Source organism: Bartonella sp. ML70XJBT.G, from assembly GCF_028618575.1.
Classification (GTDB): domain Bacteria; phylum Pseudomonadota; class Alphaproteobacteria; order Rhizobiales; family Rhizobiaceae; genus Bartonella.
Window position 1 is genome coordinate 49,629 of sequence record NZ_JAQITA010000013.1, and the last position, 17,287, is coordinate 66,915.

Here is a 17,287-nt window from a genome sequence, read left to right on the forward strand (position 1 = left end):
TATTTTTGCGGGAGAGATAGCCAAAGTGTTTCACACGCAAAAGGATTATCATTGTCCATGACCATTTCATCCATTACTTTAAACCATCTCAATCTTACATCTTCAGAGCATTCTCAGACTTTTGCCTCTATGGTTGCGCTTATTCAAGATGAAATTGATGATACAACAGCGGAATATTCTACGCAAATTCAAGATTCCATTCTTACCGCTTTGCGCTTGTGTGAACGGGAACCTTTGTTCTTTAATGAAAAAAAACAGCTGATCTTTAAAACACAATCTGGAAAAACGTGGTATGGCCAAGAAGAGGGAGTTTTTCTTGAATCAGAAAAGGTTGTGGAGTCTGTCCTTTTAGGAACACATCATGCAACACAAACACCTTTGCTTTTTAAATCGGTTGAGGCATTGCACAAACAATATGGATCACAACCTCTACAAGGAGAACCTCTCTTTTATACTTACTGTGATCAGAAAATAGGCTTGTTTCCAACACCCAAGCAGGTTGAAAGTGTCTGTGTTGTTTCTGCTTGTGCTCGTGTGCGAGACGAACAGTTGAGAGAGGGAGATAATCCTTGGTTCATTCATGCTTTTGACCTCATTAAAGCACGGGCAAAATACGAGCTTTGTAAAAATATTCTCAAGGACCCTGAATATGCCGCTGCTGCTTTTCGTGATTTTCAAGAACAGCTGCAAGCTTTGCGGCTTGAAACATCACGCCGGAAAAATTCTACAAATATTTTGCCCATGAGGTTTTAAAGAACTTTTTTCTTTTATTGATGATTGGCGCTGGTGGCTGGTGCTAGCGGTTGGTGCTGGCGGCTGATGCTAGTGGTTAGTGCTGGTGGGGGGAGAGTGAGTTCACGCTTTTGTTACAGAGTCTACTCTAGGCTCTGGTGGTTTAAATAAGCCTTTACGCTTTCAAATATTGCCATAAGGTTTTGCAAATATTCTTCCAATGGGGTTTTCAATGGCTTTTTTTCCAATTGCTGATTATCGGCCTGATGTTGCTGACATTAATGGATTGTTTACCGATGAACTCATTAATGTGTTGCCGGCCGATGGTTCTTATATTCCTATGCCAAGCTTTCAGCCATTGTCAGAGCCTTGTCCTGAGCCAATTTTAGGCACTTTGGCTGTGAAAACAAAAAATGGTGTGTCTATTTTTGTCGGGACAAGTCAAAAAATTTATCTGCTCGACAATACGACAAAGCGGTGGAAAGATATTAGTCAAAATGGAAAATCTTATCTTGCCAATCTTGATGCTCCATGGTCATTCGCTTTGTTTGGCGATTATGTGATTGCTGTTAATGCCAATGATAAGCCTCAAGTTATCGACATTAATCATGATAAAAGATTTAGAGATTTAGGCGGAAATCCACCACAAGCGGGAATTGTGCGGGTGTGGGGAGATTTTGTTTGTCTGATGAAATTAACCGAATATCCAAGACGCGTTCATTGGTCTGGATTGAACGATGCCGAATTTTGGACTGTGGGGAAAAAAAGCTGCGATTATCAAGATTTTCCCGATGGTGGTTTCGTGCAAGGGGCAACCGAAACAACAAATCCAATCATCTTTATGCGTTCTGCTATCTATGCCGGCTCTTTTATCCCTGGCTCTAAAATTATTTTTAGTTTTCAAAAAATCCACGATAAACGCGGGGCAAAAAACCCTGAATCTATCGTTTGTCGAGGCGATCTTGCCTTCTTTGCTGATGAGGGTGGGTTTTATCAGATTACCAATGAGGGGCAAATTATACCCATTGGCTTTGAAAAAGTCGACCGAACCATGACGGCAAAATCGAGGAAGAACAATCTGTATACTCTGTCTGCTGCTATTGATGGAGTCTATAATCGCGTTTATTGGATGATGGATAGCGATGAAAGCACCCACAAACGCATTTTGCTCATTTATGATTGGGGATTGCAAAAATGGACAAAAGCTGCCGTGGATAGCAAAATGATTTTGCCCATTTTTTTTGCCGGAGTCACTTTAGAAGGTCTCGATCAAGTGACGAAGAGCATTGATGATCTGCCTTTTTCACTCGATAGTAAGGCGTGGAAAAATGAATCTCCTATTCTTGGGGCATTTGATCGTGAAGGGAGACTTGGTTCGTTTTCTGGTCCCCCCATGGCTTGTATGGTGATATCACAAGAAATGGGACAGACAAATGGCGTGATAACACGCGTAAAAAATATTATGCCTCAAGTGAATAGTGGAGAGTTTTATTTGTCTGTGGGGATGCGCTTTCGTCAATCTCTTGAGGAGGAAATAGTGTGGTTGCCAGAAAGACAACCTTCTCATCATACGGGGCAAATTCATGCTCGCGCAAGGGCTCGGTTTTATCGCTTTAAATTGCGCATCCCTGAGGGTGTGAATTGGTCTCATGTGACCGGATTTGATGTGGAATTGAAGGCGGCCGGCACGCGGTAAGCGTGCCTCTTAATAAAGGAGTTACGCGGTAAGCGTGCCTCTTAATCAAAGAGCTACGCGGTAAGCGTGCCTATTAATAAAGGAGTTACGCGGTAAGCGTGCCTCTTAATGAAAGAGCTACGCGGTAAGCGTGCGTTTTAATGAAAGAGTTACGCGGTAGGCGTGCCTTTTAATGAAAGAGCTACGCGGTAAGCGTGCCTTTTAATAAAGGAGTTACGCGGTAGGCGTGCCTTTTAATGAAAGAGTTACGTGGTAAGCGTGCGTTTTAATGAAAGAGTTACGTGGTAGGCGTGCCTCTTAATGAAAGAGTTACGCGGGAAGCGTGCCTCTTGTCGTAAAGGAATAATGTGAAAAGCTATGTGGTGGCGAAAGCTTAAAGCTTGTTGGAGTGCTGTGAAAGAGCTGAGGATTGGCAGAGCGAAAAAAGCTAACCTCATGATGGGACAGTATGATAAGAAAAATTCTTATGCTGCCCATCTTACAGCGCAATGGTCATGGGAAAAAATAGTACCCTATCAAGAGGATCTTAATGCTGCACTGAAAAAATATGCTGAACGTTTTCCAGATGATGTTTGTCTGCAAACAATTGCTAAAGAACTCATCAGTGGGCAAGCACAATTATGGTTGGTCTTGAAAAATAATAAAAAATTTAGCGCCTGTGCCATTACCACAGTGGAAAGGACCCATACGGGGAAAAAACGCGTTGTCCTCTCAGATCTGGTTGGTGAGGGGGGGCTGGAGTTAGTCAATTTGATCGATAAGGTCGAAAAATGGGCGCGAACAATCAATGCTGAGGAAGTGCAAATGTTTGGAAGAGTGGGATGGGCAAAAATGCTTAGACATCACGGATATTCTCGTAATCTTATTTATTATAGAAAGGTTTTAGCCCATGAGTAGAAAAAAAACACCTCAAGTACAAACAACCACACAAACAAATGCACCACCCGCTTGGGCTGCGGATATCTTTAAAAAAGCAAGCGCCCAAGCACTTGACCTTTATAATAAGGGAATTGGCGGAAATGTTTATCAGGGAGAGCGTGTTGCTGGTCTTGGTTCTATGACACAAAATGCTCTCACCGGTCTACAACAGGCGGCTTCTCAGTATAATAATCCAGTATTGACACAGTGGTTTAATGCACCAACTCAAAGTGCCCAAAATCTTCTTGGTATGGCTAAGGGGGACTGGATTGGAGGAAATAGTAAATTTAATGCTGCTTTGCAAAATGCTTTAAGTCAAACGTCTGATGCTATTAATCAATCGATGTCTGGAGCGGGACGCTATGGTTCTGGCGCTCATACTGGAGTGCTCGCCGATGAGCTTGGTGCTTTGGCAACAAAGGCGAGCGCAGAGCAATATAATCAAGATGTGCGTAATATGATGAATGCTAATCAGATGATTGATCGCTCTCTATATGATCAGGTGAATGCAGCAAATAACTATTATCAAGGGCAAAGTAATACGCAAAGCAATGCTCTGAAAGGGGGGCTTATCCAAGATATGAACCGTCAGAATATATTAGATGCACAGCGGCAAAAATGGGCAGAGCAAGATAATCAGGGATGGAACCGATTAGAACAATTGCTGCGCGTGGGAACACAGGCTGCTGGAAATTATGGAACAACTTCAGGAAAGTCTACAATAATTCCTTCTGTGACAAAAGATCCATTGCGTGATGCGCAGCAAGTGCTTGGACTTGTGGGAGGAATTTTAGGACTGTCTGATGTGAGAGCAAAAGAAAATATTCTCTTCGAGTGCAAAAAAAATGGCTATTCCCTCTATAGCTTTAATTATAAGGGCAATCCACAACGCTACCGTGGTGTTTTGGCCCAAGAGATATTACGCTTGAAACCTGAGGCTGTGTTTATGAACGCAAAAACAAAATTATTGCATGTCGATTATGACAAAATTGGTCTGCAAATGGAAAGGGTGAAAATGGAAAAAATCACAGCGCTTAAGAAGAAAATTGCTCACTTTTTCTCTTCTCTCTTTACGCGTTTTTCATCTTGGCAAAAAGGATATCTGCTATGAGCTCGATTTATAATTGGTCCCTTATTGCATCGGAGAATGCTTATGCCGATGAGAACATCAATTGGGCAGAGGGACAACCACCAAGTTCAGTCAATGACAGTGCGCGTGCTATGATGCAACGCATCAAAGAATATTTATTGGATAATGGCGGAGTGGTAGAAACACAGTTTAGCTTTGATCGGGCAAACAACAAAACAGCTATTCATTTGATAACAAAATCTTCTTTTGGAGCTTACGAAGGCGGCATTGTGGTGCGCTTTAGGGCACAGGAGCAAAATAGCGGCATCACAAATGTTGCCTTAAATCGATTGCTTCCACGTCCTGTTTATATGGCAACACCCGATGGTCTTGCACCTCTCAAGGGCGGGGAAATGCAAAGGGGGGGACTTTATGAACTTGTCTATACTTGTGATATTGCTGGGAAAAATGTCGATGGTTGGTTTTTAACCAATCCAACGCAAAGTTTTTTGCCCCCTGGTTTTATTGGTACTTTTGCTACAGAAAAAGTGCCATCCGGTTGGTTACTTTGTGATGGTAAGGCTTATTCTCGCGAGGCTTATGCAAGCCTCTTTGCTGTTCTTGGTGAAATATGGGGACGGGGAGATGGGCGAACAACTTTTAATGTGCCCGATTTGCGGGGAATGTTTTTGCGTGGGCTCGATAGTGGAAAAAATATCGATAAAGGACGACGTTTGGGAAGCAGACAAGAAGAGTCTTTTAAAGCTCATAGCCACCAAGGGAAAACAGATTCAGCAGGCGCTCATACACATAAAGTTGAAAATTTTATGCCCTTTGGTATAGAGGCATACACAGGGAAGTATAATTATTACTTTAACGGTTCCGGTAGGGTGGATACGACTCTTGCAGGGGCGCATGAACATAAAGTCATTTTGGAAAAAACCGGTGGTGATGAAACACGTCCCGTCAATGTGGCCGTTGTTTATGCTATCAAAGCGTGAGAATGAAATTTCTTACAGTGATCAAAATGATTGCACAATGCTTGTTATGAAAAAAGCGCTTATAACAGATGCATTATGGAATTTAGGGTGACGGTTTTCCCTCTGTTTTTCTTTTATTGCTTCCTGCACTCCATCGTTTAGCTGTGCTTCTTGAGCTGTTAGATTATTTTTACCTTGAGTATAGAGAAGGCAAAGGCACTGTTGGCTTTGCTCAGCGTTTTTCTCCAAATGTTTTGCGACAAGAATTTGTTGTATTTAGAAAATTAGCTAAGAAGAATGTCATGAGAGGGGCATTTTTAGGCATTTTTGCTCCTGTTGGTGAGTGATGTTCCATGCAAAGAGTTGCTGTCTTTCTTTCACCTTTGCTATGGCTTGTGTGAGTGGAGAATAATGTAGTGGCTCTTTTCGCAAAAATGAAGGCATATTTCTCCGGTTGACTCTTTCTGATAGCTTTATGATGGTGTGGGGGCTGGTGTGTGTGTTCTAACCTAGCTGGTGGTGGTGTCTCAAAATAGGCTGAACAATATAAAAACCGGAAAAGCTGTTTGGGGAAGAGAGTGGGTGTATGATCCCGTAAGATCTTAGAGAATTGGGGTCGAGGATTGGTTGCTGAGTTTCCAAAGAGCTCGTTTTCACTTTGCTTATGTTTGAAGGGGAGCTGAGAAAATCGCTGTGAAGTGGAAGCACCACGAAGAAAATATTTAAGGGAGCGTTATGGAAGCACTTGTAGAGCTTTTACTGTTTGCGTTGGCATTTTACCGAGTTTCGTTTTTGTCGCTTCGTCTTATGAGTGTGTTCTAGGGACTGAATTTTAAAGAGTAAATTCCAAAGAATTGGTTTTGTGGAAAAGCATCTTTATGTGGGGTTGAGGGTGGAGCAGTTTTGCGGGGAGAATGGTCTTTATTTCAATGGACTGTATGTGAGAGGATGAGGCGTCAGATTGGCGGACCATCATTTTAGCTGAAAGAAACAAAATACCATCTTAAGACGATTTTTTGCTCAAAGCTTTTTAGGGTTTGGCAATGGTCCCCTTAGGATTATCCCTTGTGGGGTTATCCTTGGGGTTCTTCTTTGCGGGCTGTGCAGTATAAAAATTTGTGGCTAATCATGCACTGGAATCTCCCAATATCAGGGAGAATTCAGGAGAAGGAGAGAACGCAATGGCACTTTTTCCATTTTCTATTGCTGATATTGATGATCCTGAACATATCCGTGTGGTGCTTTATGCGAGTGGAAGAATGGGACACGCTCCTTTGAATGCACTGTTAAAGCAAATGCATGAAGATATGGCAGAAATTGCGCAGCGCTTGGAGCTTTTAGAAAAACAATGGCAAAAAACAGATCTTGCCCCCATCACGCATCAACAGGATGTTAAAGAAAATGATCAAAGCAGCAAAGAGAGTGGTGAAGGACATAAAGCCAGCAGTGAGAGTCACAAAACCGATGGTGCAATAAGTGTTTTGGCGAGTAAACCTCATGAAGAGGATAGCGAAATTCATCTACAAAATTCTGGAAGTCTTATAATGGAGGTGGCTCCTCTTCATGTTGGGAGTGACATGAATCTTAATCTATCCAGTTCTGTAAGTGCTCCAATAAGCGATGTACAGTTTATTGCTGGTAGTGAGATGAAGCTCCATAATACAAGTGAGAATGTGAGCAGTGTACGCCCTGACATGAGTGCACTGCTTAGACTCTCTCGTTCCGCCGGCAATCTTATGAGCAATACAAGCCTTAAAGTTGGTGGAGGAAATTTCGCTAGTTCCTTCAGTGATATAACTGCTGGCATAGATTTTAATTCTTCTGACAAAGCCGTTATAGATAATATGAAGAGTTTTAAAGTCGAGAGTGCAAAGCATAGCATCAGTGTTATAGGAAAAAATGAAGAAGTAGGCTCTCTTGGGGAATACGGGAGAAAAAATGGCGTTTTTGCCAAGAAAGATTGCGAAGAAGAAAAAGATAGTCAAGCTGTATAGTCCGGATATTGTGCATTTCCAGTTCGTTTTTCAATGGCATCTCTGGATATCGTCGTGCATTTGAGGAGTTTTTAAAATGCGAAAAATTTCAAAAGAGGGATTCACACTCATTAAACAATGGGAGGGGCTTCATTTACACGCTTATCAAGATGCCGTTGGTGTGTGGACAATCGGTTATGGACATACTGATCAAGTAGGTGAGCCTCTTGTGTTGGAAGGAATGCAAATTACTGTTGCTGAAGCGGAAACTTTGTTACAAAAAGATCTCGCACAATTTGAAAAAACTGTCCAAGAGATGGTGGAGAAGTCTTTAAATGATGAGCAGTTTGCTGCTCTTGTATCCTTTTGTTATAATGTCGGAATAGAAGCTTTTTGCAATTCTGCACTACTAAAAAAGCTGAATAAAGGAGATTATGAAGCTGTGCCGGCTGAATTGCAAAAATGGGTCAAAGCAGGAGGAAAACGCTTACAGGGACTCGTACATCGCCGAGCTGCTGAAGCGGGTTTGTGGGCTAAGGGAGCTTATGTTTCTTCCAATTATCAACAAGTCGAAACGCCCAGAAAACCTTTTTGGGAAAATATGGAAGTATTCGCGCCAATCATTAGTTCCTTTTCAGGATTAACAGGGATTTTAACTGGAAAGGGACCTATACAATGGGCTTTAGCCGTGGTTATGGTTTTGGCTACAATCGCTGGTATTGGGATGTCCATCTATCGAATGAGGCAAGAGTATTCATGATTTTTATCTCGTAAGAACTTTCTTGTCGTCTTTATATTGAGACTGCGTTGAGCGCTTCTTTGAGTTCAATGGCATGAGAGAGAGCATCAACTTCTGTACCCAGCTGGTTTTTGGCACAATAGCGTTTTAGTTTTAAACAACAGAAAGTGCTTGCTCTTGTTACGTTGGGTTTATACTCCAAACGGCAAATGAAATAACAGCAGTCGTCTATTGTGAGAAAAAGAAGCTTCTTGTGTTTTACTCGCCCAATATCCGACAGTTTTTGCCCTAAAAAATTGAGGGGCAAAGACTTTGGAGAGGATATGCCACGGTTGTTTTGGTCGTGTTGCTGCATGGAATAACAATCATGGAAAAGAGCCTCTCTCGATGACGTGTAAGTGATGGCATTTAGGAAAAAGTTCCACCGTTCTTTTACATTTCCCAAGTCATCCACTTTTTTTACCATCCCAAAATGAAAAGGAGTCATCTTATGATGAAAAAATTAATTTTAGTTATTTTCGCTTTATGTTTTATTGGACCCGCCTCTGCGCGTATTTGGACTATTAAAGACGATTGTCAATATATGGGAGGACAATTTCTCTCAACAGTCATGGTCAATAATATCTCTGTTATACCTTATAAAAAAAGTACAGGGCTTAATGTTCTCTCTCTTCTTGAAGTGAGCCCAGTAGGAGAGGAAGAGCATAACTTTCTAGCAAGGATTTTTTATATTCAGAGACCTGAAATTCTCGATATCGCTTACAGAGCTTACAGCACATCAAGACTTCTTGATGTTTGTTATAAAGATTTTGCATCTGTTGATAGTATTGTTCTGGGCTTGAGAATGCGTCAAGATTAAATCTATTCTCGAAAAAGTCTTATGGAGGCGTTTTATTCCTTTTGGAAAATGAAAATATTCTATACTGAAATTTTATGCGAAAGTAAGCATGAGTCATTCTGTGAAGATTGAGGTGTGATGAAGATTTTTAAGAAAGGCTGGCTTTATTTTCAATCGCGTGTTTTTAAACAATTGCGGTAGTCCGTGATTTTAAAATAATTATGTGACACAAAGCGCAGTGATAAGGAGCTGCTTGGGTCGTCTTAAAGCAATAAAATATTCAAGTGGTACTTCAGCTTCCCGTTTTTCTTTTGCAATAAGCTTTCAAAGGGAGCATATTTTTCTTGTGCCGTATAAGGGCATAATGATCATCCAGAAGGGATGTTAGTGAATCTTTCCTTACATTATTCATGATATAGCCTTGATTAAGGGTTCAGAAGACCGCTCACGAGCTGTTTTGAACAGTATATTTCAAGGAAAAATAACGAAGATAGCTCTTTTCCATAAAATTTTGTGAAAAATATGAGAAAGACGATTGAGCTGTAAAAACGAAAAAGAACAGCCCTTCATTCTACAAATTCTACAAGAATGCAATGATGAGATCTCGCCCTTAAGGGCGAAGATCAGATGAGAAAATATCTATTGCAAACGATTTTTAAGAGGTCAATTATGAAAAATTTTTTAAAAAGAACAGCTCTTATTTTGTTCATTATGATTGTTACAGCTCCTGTTTCTCATGCTGAACAGCATGTGGAACGAGGATATATTGATTCCGTTACTGCTAAAGATGTGGGAACGATGTGTGCTCTTGAGCTCAGATATTCGGCCCTTCCTGGTAAAGGAGATGTCACAAAACTCTTCTGGAGTTGCGATACTCTGGCTGGAAAGAATATTCTTGATTTAGCGAAAACTGCTGTCATTTTGAACAGAAAAGTAGAGTTGACCTATGATGATTCAAAGAACAACATCATTATAGAGCTTAAATTAAAATAGTACTTTTCAATTTTTTATAAATTTATCGTTTTTCATCTCTGTAATTTGCATAAAGTAACTGTAATCTTTTAGAGGATTATAGGGATGAGAGATGTGATTTCATATTACAAGGAATCAAAAATGATTAAAAGAGCATTTTCAATTATCTTCTTGATAATTTTCCTGCCCATCTTTTCATTTGTTCATACAACATATGCTGAAGATACACCTTCTGTCGTTTATCGTTTAGATGGTCGTTCTCCATCGCAGATATTTTTCGGAGGCGGTTTTGCCTCTTGGGGTGGAGAGCATGCATCGTACGATCTACTGTTTCATGTCAGTGGTGCTTCAATTGAGACGCAGGACTCAGGCTATATATCGACAACAGCTAGTATGGATGCCCTTTACAGAATGGCTCGTCAGCAACTCATTGCTAATCCTCAAGAAACCTATTGGGTTTACGATATTACTCCAGGAATGAATTTTTTTTATATTCCGAGTTCGTTACTGATAACAGCTCTCCATGCTGATAATGAAGTTCAGGCAAATAACGTTATGAGTCTTTATAATACATTTGGGTGGCAGGAAGAATGGGCCGCTGCTAATCTAATCCCCTCGGAGTCAATCTATTCAGCAAGAAGCGTTATGCTGCAAGAGGGGCAAGTTGTTTTCGGTCCTAGAACTTTAAATCCTAATTTTATACCTTCTCAGCCTCGAACAAATCCCAATCCTCTCATTTCAAACCATTATGCTTTCTTAGAGGCATATTATGCTGGTGAGGATTCACTTACGGCAATGGCAGTATCATTTTTTGCAGAACACTCAAGACAGGCTTCCTCTAACAATCATCATGTTGCATCATGTTCAGGGGTACTATCTTCTAGTCGTCAAATGATGAGAATCTCTTTAACACGTGATTTGATACATTTTCACAATCCCGCTTGTGCAAAATACAAACATAGCTTTGAAGATATTTGGTATAAAACAAAGCTGTTGCATGAATCTCTTTAAAAATATAACATGGTCTCTGCAGTAGCTTATTTAACAGCAAGATGCGATCGTCGAAGTTTTTCTCCTCTCGTGAACCCAATAAAAACGCACGAAATGTGAGAGATTTTAGGAGAAAATATCAGATCTTATAAACAGCATAGGTTGGAATGACAAATGCGCCAAAGTCTTGCATCTCTTGAGAGCTATAAGGGTTTGTGAAGCGCGTTTTTTTCATCCCAAGGATGGTTTCAAGAGCCATAGCGGATCGTTTTTCGTAGTTTTTTATGTCATAATCTGTAAAGCTATAGTTTTTTCCAAAAGCCATGATGGCACTTCGCCGTCCCAGCAAAACAGCACGCCGCACATGGTCAAGTGCGGTGTTTTCTGTGGAGTGAATTCCTTGGGTTACATATGTAGAGTCTCGCAAAATAACATCATGATAGATACCAAGTGAATTTTGAAAAAGAGGCTGATTTTTGTCAAGATGCATCCATTCCTTTGCAGTTTGAATACCTCGCCACATCTCAGCTCCAGCGCTGTTTCTTAATTGAGTCACTTGGGTGGGATGGAGGTAGAGAACATAGAATTCTCTGTTATTGATAGATATTGGGCGGATTTTGCGGTCTGCACATTTTGCCTGTATGACAGCTTGGTCTATAAGATCAAGGGTAAGACTGTGTTGTTTTGGATCTGTTAAATCTTCATCCTTGGTAACACCATGAGGGCGTATGATGCGTTTACTGGTGGGAGCAGTTGGTTCATTAAAGCCATAATGGATGGGTCTGAGAGTAAAGTCTAGTCCATTAACATCGATGTTTTTTGCGGTATAACCACAGACGTGAATGAAAAATATGAGGCTTAACAATTCGCCACACGCTTCAACAAGGTGACCTTCGGCTTCTTGTTTATCACGACAATGTTCATCGGGTGAATGGAGCAAATATCTTAGCTCTTCAATTTTCACCTTATCGTAAAGAGGACGCGTTTCAGTCTCAGAAATTGGGACAGAGAAATCAAAAGAAACTGTAGACTTCGATTCTTGTCTCGTTTTTTCTTTTACTTGAATAATGCTGTTTTTATCTTTATCGCCCAGAAGAGAGGCAATGTCGCAAGAAGATTTTATGTTTTTTTCCATCACAAAGCTTTCTTCGCAATAAAAGTAGAAGGACAAAAATCCGTTCCCATGCCTCTCTTGTGTACTGATGGGGCTGGAGAATAGAGAAATTCTTCTCCTCATTCTGTGTCATAATAATGTCTCAATTATGGCACACTGTTCCATAATAAACGCTGAGAGACACGCTCTTGTTTTCATGAGAAAATGCTTGGTGAGGAGATACGTATTTGTATAACGGGCGTATTTTTGTCTAGGGCTTTCCAAAAATAGTAAATCAGAGATGTGCTGTTGCTTTCTTTGTTGAAAGTTGGGGCAAGAGAGGACAGAGTGTGAAATTCTTTAAGGTCTTATGAATCTCGAAAAGAGCACATCGCTTATGGATTGGTCGTGGTCTTCTGAAAAATGGGGATGAGATCACAGAAAATGGGGGGTATTTGTTTATCTCAATGGAAAAATCCATTATATTACGGGTATAGAATTTTACATCCATCAACTGTTATGATAATGCCTTTAGAGCTTTTTCATAAAGCGGATGAAAAGGTTTTTGATGAGAGCTGTAAACGATAACAATAAAATATTGATGCTGTAGAGAAAGGCATGTTTGGGGATAAGAAGATTGAGCGTTTGCAGTTGTAGCATGTATGTTGTGTCTTGATGCTGCTATCTTATTTGCTGTCAAAAAAACGAGCTTTAGAGGTTAAAGGGTAGGGGCTTTATGGAAAAAAGAATCCGCGCAAGACAAAAAGCCTATTTCAAACGATTGTATCGCAAGATCGCTGTTGTTTTTATGCTGCTCTTTTGTATAGCGGTACTTGGTTTTTTCGTGGAACAAACCATCTGCTATTTTTCTGCTCATAAACAGGAAACACTACAAGAGCCTGCCGAATTGATTATTCCAGTCTTTGATCATCGTGTCTATTGCAAGGAAATTGCTGCTTCAGTTATGCCCGATATGAAGAGGGACGTTTATCAGCATTGTCTTAACTTGGAAAGTGAAGCCTATTTTGCCATTCGTGAAATGTGGGATAGACTTTCTGATACGACAAAGAAAAAATGTATGGCCATCGTGCGTCCTGGAGACGGAAATTATTTTCTCTTACGAGATTGTTTGCTCAATGAAAAAGAAGAGAAAGAAGGAAAGGCGCGTAATCACTTTTAAATTTTAATATGGGGCATTCTTTTTACATAATACTTTTTACATAATAATTGAAGAGTATGAAATTTGATGAAAAAATATCAACGTTCTTTGTGCCTAGGGTCGTCACTTTTTTTATATCCATCATATCTTGATGAACAAAAATTTGGTCATTGTTTCAGGACTACTCAGCTGTTTCTTTAAATTTTTTCTCTTGTTTTTAACATTATCACATCTGTTATAGTAGTGGTTTTCAAAAGAATCGCTTAAAATGATAGTGTATAGGATAAAATTAGGGTGGGTAGTAAAATTGGATATGCGTAAAATTTTCTTCTTAGCCTATGGTTAAAACATGCGTTAAAAGATAGCTTCAAGCATCTTCAAGAGGAGAAGATAAATAGCGAAATATATTTTATTGCTTTATGAGTCTTGTTCTCAGAGAAAAGAGATACAGGAGCATCTTTTTTAGCTTTCGTTGAGAGAGTGAGTATTTATGTTTTTGAGATGTAAGCCGGCATGTTTCTATTCTTTGCTCGTTTGCTATGCTGCTATAGCTCTTGGCATTTGAGAGTGTTCATAAGAAGTCTTTTCTCTCTTTGTCTTAAAGTTTTAAGCTCATACCTATCTCGTTTGTGGGCGCAAGCTAATAGTTTTGATTGATACAACAGAAACAGATTAAAATGAGAAAATTCTTTGCTTTGAAGCTCTCTCATTCAAGCTGTTAAACAATAAATGCTTCTTATAAGTCGATGTTATAGCGCTTGTGTCTTGTTTGCTTGAAAATTTTTAATCACACCATAAAACTGCCGTATTATTATTGATAAAGGGAAGTGTTTTGCACGTATTGTGGTACGCGTTAGGTGACGAAAGGTCTTCATATTTTCTATCTCTCTGTGGTTAAGGTCCGTGGTTTGAGATCATTTCTCACCGCTCCATGGGTTTCCGGCAGCTTTCCTTTGCGGCTGTCGGAAGTGGGGTTTTTCTAAAGATTGTGCAGGCTCAAGCTTTGTTAGGCGCTTAGCTTTGGTATTTTGCTGAAAAGGGATTAAAACTTTTATCGTTAAAATGAAAAGACGTTTTGCCTAAAAAATCAGCTAGAGGGGTGGTGATGTCATCGGCAAAAACATCGCTTGTGGGGTTTTTCTGCTGATTGATTTGTTTGCAATAAGAGCCACATGTCTGACAGATTTCCAGTAAAATGCCGTCGGGCATATTTTCGCTGGTGTGGATGGAAGTGTTTTGTGTTTCTCCACAAAAGGTGCACTGAGCGTGTGGGATTTGCCAGAGGGTTCCGCAATAAAGGCAAGAACAAAGTTTAATGGTTTCTTGTGGGTTGTGCTCAAGAATTAGGGTGGCGGTATGGGGTCCACTGCACACAGGACAGAGGTTGTTTTGTTGTGGGGTTAACTGGTGCACATTCAGTTGTGAGGCGGCAAGAGTAGAGATGATTTGCAGCGCACCGGTGATAAAAAGATGTTCTGCTAATTGTTGTTTTGGAAGCTTTTGGTTTAACAGATTATCTGTCCACAGGCGCCATTGCTCTTTTTGCTGTTGTGTGCGGTTTAAAGCTTCAGTCTTTGTTGCCAAAAAGGCTTGGTTGGGAACTATAGTGTGTGAGAGACGTTTTAAAAAATCACCAACAATACTTTCATACAAGCCCAACATTAAGAATTTTGAGCAATCAAGAGGAGGAGTTGTGGGAGCTGCAAAACGACTAAGGGGAATGGCAAAATCTTTAAAATATTCCATAGACTGTTGTTGAGCATGACAAAAATGTGTAAAAAAAAGGGGGGCTTGGTTATCCTTAAGATTGTTGGCTAAATGCGCAAAACGTTGTGCGCGTTTGGCAAAAAAAGTCTCCTGATGAGGAAGCATGACAAAAATAGCAGAATTGCTTATGCTATTTTTATTCATGGATTTCGTCGTTTTTTGAAGCAATCCTGAATTTTCAGAGAGACGTGACATGTCAGCTGTTTCTTTCTCATAAGTTTATGTTTTGCTATTTTAAACTCTGTAATTTATGTTTTTAGACTCTTTTTATTGTATGAGCTTTTATACTCAATTTGTTATAAGAAAAGATCTAATTCCTTACAAATTGCATGAGACTAAACAAAATTTATAGAGCAGGAAGCACGCTTTCGCAAGAAGACTAAAAAGTTCATTTTTATAGGGCTTGAAGAATACTTCATGTTAAGCTATTTATAAGAAATAACGGATTTTATGAAGTGCTCGTGGATTATTGCTCACAAAGGGGTTGCTTTAGTGCAAAAGAAAGGCTATGCTCAGAATATAAATATATTCGCGCAATAACTCAGGGAAATGTGAATGCTTGTGGGTTGAATGCACGAGGGGGCAGGAAATATCGACGTTTTTGAAATCGGTGGTTTTAGAACAGAAAAAGAGTTTTATTTGTTCTCTGGCAGAGATTTTTCGTTTGCTAGAGATGTCCTTATGTTTATTCTTGTTTTTGTTTTTCCACAAGATGGTTATTTTTTTAGTAAAATATGGTCTATTTTGAAAAAAACACTTGGCATTTTATGTGAACATCACTAGGTTTCTGCTGGTTAACAGAGAAAGAGGGAATTTTAAGCTTATGGTTTCCCTGCTGTTTTTGTGATTTTCAAAAAATATATGCTTTATCAAATATCAGTAGGTATTATTTGAGTGAAAGAAAACGCGGATAGCTTGATAACCGTATTATACATATGATGAGCGTTATCGGAAAATAATGCAATGAAGAAGAGTCAATTAAGACACACATACTCCAAAAAGGGATAAAAATGAGGCCACAACAAAATAGACGGGTACGCGGTCGCAATAATAATAACAGTAATAATAACAATAATAATCGTCGCGGCCCTAACCCGTTGTCTCGCAATTATGAAAGTAGCGGTCCGGATGTTAAAATTCGTGGCAATGCTCAACAAATTGCTGATAAATATATAAGTCTTGCGCGTGATGCACAGGGTGCGGGCGATCGTGTTATGTCGGAGAATTATCTACAACATGCTGAACATTATTTGCGTATTATTTTGGCAGCGGTTGGACAAACACAATATGTTCGACGTGATGAGAACAGTGAGCAAGAATGCGGTGAAATAAACGCTGAAGCTGAGAAAAAAGACACTGTTAATTGTGAGACAGACGTTTCTCAAACAGTATTGAAAAATACACATGATCAACATGATAAAGTGCAAAATGGCCATGCGCAGGAAGAGACGTTTGAGGCTCATACTTTGTTGGATGAAAAAAGTCCTCAAGAGCAATGCTCCCATGAAGAGAATAATAGTGAGCCTGTCAAAAGAACACGGCGTACTTCACGGCGGCGTACCGTGCGGGTTCAAGAAGAGCCATCCCTTGAACTTGCTCATTTTGAACTGTCACGGGCAACTTCAGAAGCTTCTCAAAATGGTGATGCGTTGACCAAAAAGGTGGCGTCTATGCCTGTGTTACAACAAGAAGTACAGAGAAAACCACGGCGCCGCCGAGTGGTTACATCTTCAGCAGAAGAAAATGTTTGAATAAGAAAATTGCTTTTTAAATGCTTGTGAGGGGTGTTGTTCTCTGAAAAACAATTGCGGTGTTTGAGAAGCGGCATGCTTTGAATTTTTGTGTTTTGAAGACGCCATTGCATTTTAAAGAGCAATTAAGCATTCTCAGAATAAAGGTGCGTTGTTGGTTGTTGCTGTGCCTGTGAGAGAGCCAAGTGCAGAGAAAAGCATAGCATTGCCTGAGTGGTTACATGTTACTGCAGAAGAAAATATTTGAATAAGAACGTTTTCGTTTAAGCGCTTGTGAGGGGTGTTTTTCTTTTAAAAGTGATGGGGTGCTTAAGAGGATCACCCCCCCTCATGTAAGCAGGGCATTACAGAATGCCATTATATTGTTAGCTTATGTGCTTCTTTTAAGAAAGATATCTCAATGCACCAAAGCTTATTTCGCGGAGGCTGCCTGTGCATGCTGCGAATGGTATAACGATAAAGCCGTTGTGCATCACTATCCTTACACTTATAAAGACGTAAGAGAGCATCGTCATGCTCTCTTGCTAGTTTTCCCAATGTTTCCAACAGCTCTTGGCACCTGAGAGTGCTCATAAAAGGCATTTTGTCTCTTTTTGAGTGTTTTTAGCCA

15 protein-coding genes are annotated in these 17,287 nt (G+C 40.0%); 12 read left to right on the forward strand and 3 right to left on the reverse strand.

Going from position 1 to position 17,287, the window contains the following annotated elements; translation table 11 throughout:
• Positions 1 to 57: 57 nt before the first annotated feature.
• The 7 genes from PVV64_RS07155 (at position 58) to PVV64_RS07185 (ending at position 8,128) form a co-directional block, all read left to right on the forward strand.
• Positions 58 to 753: a hypothetical protein gene (locus PVV64_RS07155; protein WP_273760439.1), complete on the forward strand. Its 696-nt coding sequence runs from the start codon at positions 58 to 60 to the stop codon at positions 751 to 753.
• A gap of 211 nt (positions 754 to 964) precedes the next feature.
• Positions 965 to 2,428 (forward strand): hypothetical protein, encoded by a 1,464-nt coding sequence (locus PVV64_RS07160; protein WP_273760413.1) that lies wholly within the window; start codon positions 965 to 967, stop codon positions 2,426 to 2,428.
• Positions 2,429 to 2,863: 435 nt separating this feature from the next.
• Positions 2,864 to 3,325, forward strand: coding sequence for a hypothetical protein (locus tag PVV64_RS07165; RefSeq protein ID WP_273760440.1), 462 nt, complete (start codon positions 2,864 to 2,866; stop codon positions 3,323 to 3,325).
• Positions 3,318 to 4,457, forward strand: coding sequence for a tail fiber domain-containing protein (locus tag PVV64_RS07170; RefSeq protein WP_273760414.1), 1,140 nt, complete (start codon positions 3,318 to 3,320; stop codon positions 4,455 to 4,457). Before PVV64_RS07165 ends, PVV64_RS07170 begins: the two co-directional genes overlap by 8 nt.
• Positions 4,454 to 5,416 (forward strand): phage tail protein, encoded by a 963-nt coding sequence (locus PVV64_RS07175; protein ID WP_273760415.1) that lies wholly within the window; start codon positions 4,454 to 4,456, stop codon positions 5,414 to 5,416. The genes PVV64_RS07170 and PVV64_RS07175 overlap by 4 nt, the downstream gene beginning before the upstream one ends.
• A 1,160-nt stretch (positions 5,417 to 6,576) precedes the next feature.
• The gene (locus tag PVV64_RS07180; RefSeq protein ID WP_273760416.1) at positions 6,577 to 7,389 is read left to right on the forward strand and encodes a hypothetical protein; all 813 of its coding nucleotides are present in this window, start codon (positions 6,577 to 6,579) and stop codon (positions 7,387 to 7,389) included.
• 76 nt (positions 7,390 to 7,465) lie between these two features.
• Positions 7,466 to 8,128, forward strand: a complete 663-nt coding sequence (locus tag PVV64_RS07185; RefSeq protein WP_273760417.1) for a lysozyme — start codon at positions 7,466 to 7,468, stop codon at positions 8,126 to 8,128.
• A gap of 31 nt (positions 8,129 to 8,159) precedes the next feature.
• Here the strand turns inward: PVV64_RS07185 and PVV64_RS07190 are convergent, their stop codons facing one another.
• The gene (locus PVV64_RS07190; RefSeq protein WP_273760418.1) at positions 8,160 to 8,552 is read right to left on the reverse strand and encodes a hypothetical protein; all 393 of its coding nucleotides are present in this window, start codon (positions 8,550 to 8,552) and stop codon (positions 8,160 to 8,162) included.
• A 45-nt stretch (positions 8,553 to 8,597) separates the two neighbouring features.
• Between PVV64_RS07190 and PVV64_RS07195 the strand changes: the two genes are divergently transcribed.
• The 3 genes from PVV64_RS07195 (at position 8,598) to PVV64_RS07205 (ending at position 10,928) form a co-directional block, all read left to right on the forward strand.
• The gene (locus PVV64_RS07195) at positions 8,598 to 8,966 is read left to right on the forward strand and encodes a hypothetical protein (protein WP_273760419.1); all 369 of its coding nucleotides are present in this window, start codon (positions 8,598 to 8,600) and stop codon (positions 8,964 to 8,966) included.
• Positions 8,967 to 9,614: 648 nt separating this feature from the next.
• Positions 9,615 to 9,938, forward strand: a complete 324-nt coding sequence (locus PVV64_RS07200) for a hypothetical protein (protein ID WP_273760420.1) — start codon at positions 9,615 to 9,617, stop codon at positions 9,936 to 9,938.
• A gap of 120 nt (positions 9,939 to 10,058) precedes the next feature.
• Complete coding sequence (locus PVV64_RS07205) at positions 10,059 to 10,928, forward strand: enterotoxin A family protein (protein WP_273760421.1); 870 nt, start codon at positions 10,059 to 10,061, stop codon at positions 10,926 to 10,928.
• Between the two features lie 118 nt (positions 10,929 to 11,046).
• Here PVV64_RS07205 and PVV64_RS07210 read toward each other — a convergent pair whose 3' ends face one another.
• Positions 11,047 to 12,042, reverse strand: coding sequence for a DUF4043 family protein (locus tag PVV64_RS07210; RefSeq protein ID WP_273760422.1), 996 nt, complete (start codon positions 12,040 to 12,042; stop codon positions 11,047 to 11,049).
• A gap of 694 nt (positions 12,043 to 12,736) precedes the next feature.
• Here PVV64_RS07210 and PVV64_RS07215 point away from each other — a divergent pair.
• Positions 12,737 to 13,180 carry a hypothetical protein gene (locus PVV64_RS07215; RefSeq protein ID WP_273760423.1) on the forward strand — a complete coding sequence of 148 codons (444 nt, stop codon included), beginning with the start codon at positions 12,737 to 12,739 and terminating at the stop codon, positions 13,178 to 13,180.
• Positions 13,181 to 14,173: 993 nt separating this feature from the next.
• Here the strand turns inward: PVV64_RS07215 and PVV64_RS07220 are convergent.
• On the reverse strand, positions 14,174 to 15,121 hold the full coding sequence (locus PVV64_RS07220; protein ID WP_273760424.1) for a formate dehydrogenase accessory protein FdhE: 948 nt from the start codon (positions 15,119 to 15,121) through the stop codon (positions 14,174 to 14,176).
• 815 nt (positions 15,122 to 15,936) lie between these two features.
• Here PVV64_RS07220 and PVV64_RS07225 point away from each other — a divergent pair.
• Positions 15,937 to 16,677 (forward strand): DUF4167 domain-containing protein, encoded by a 741-nt coding sequence (locus tag PVV64_RS07225; RefSeq protein ID WP_273760425.1) that lies wholly within the window; start codon positions 15,937 to 15,939, stop codon positions 16,675 to 16,677.
• Positions 16,678 to 17,287 lie beyond the last annotated feature (610 nt).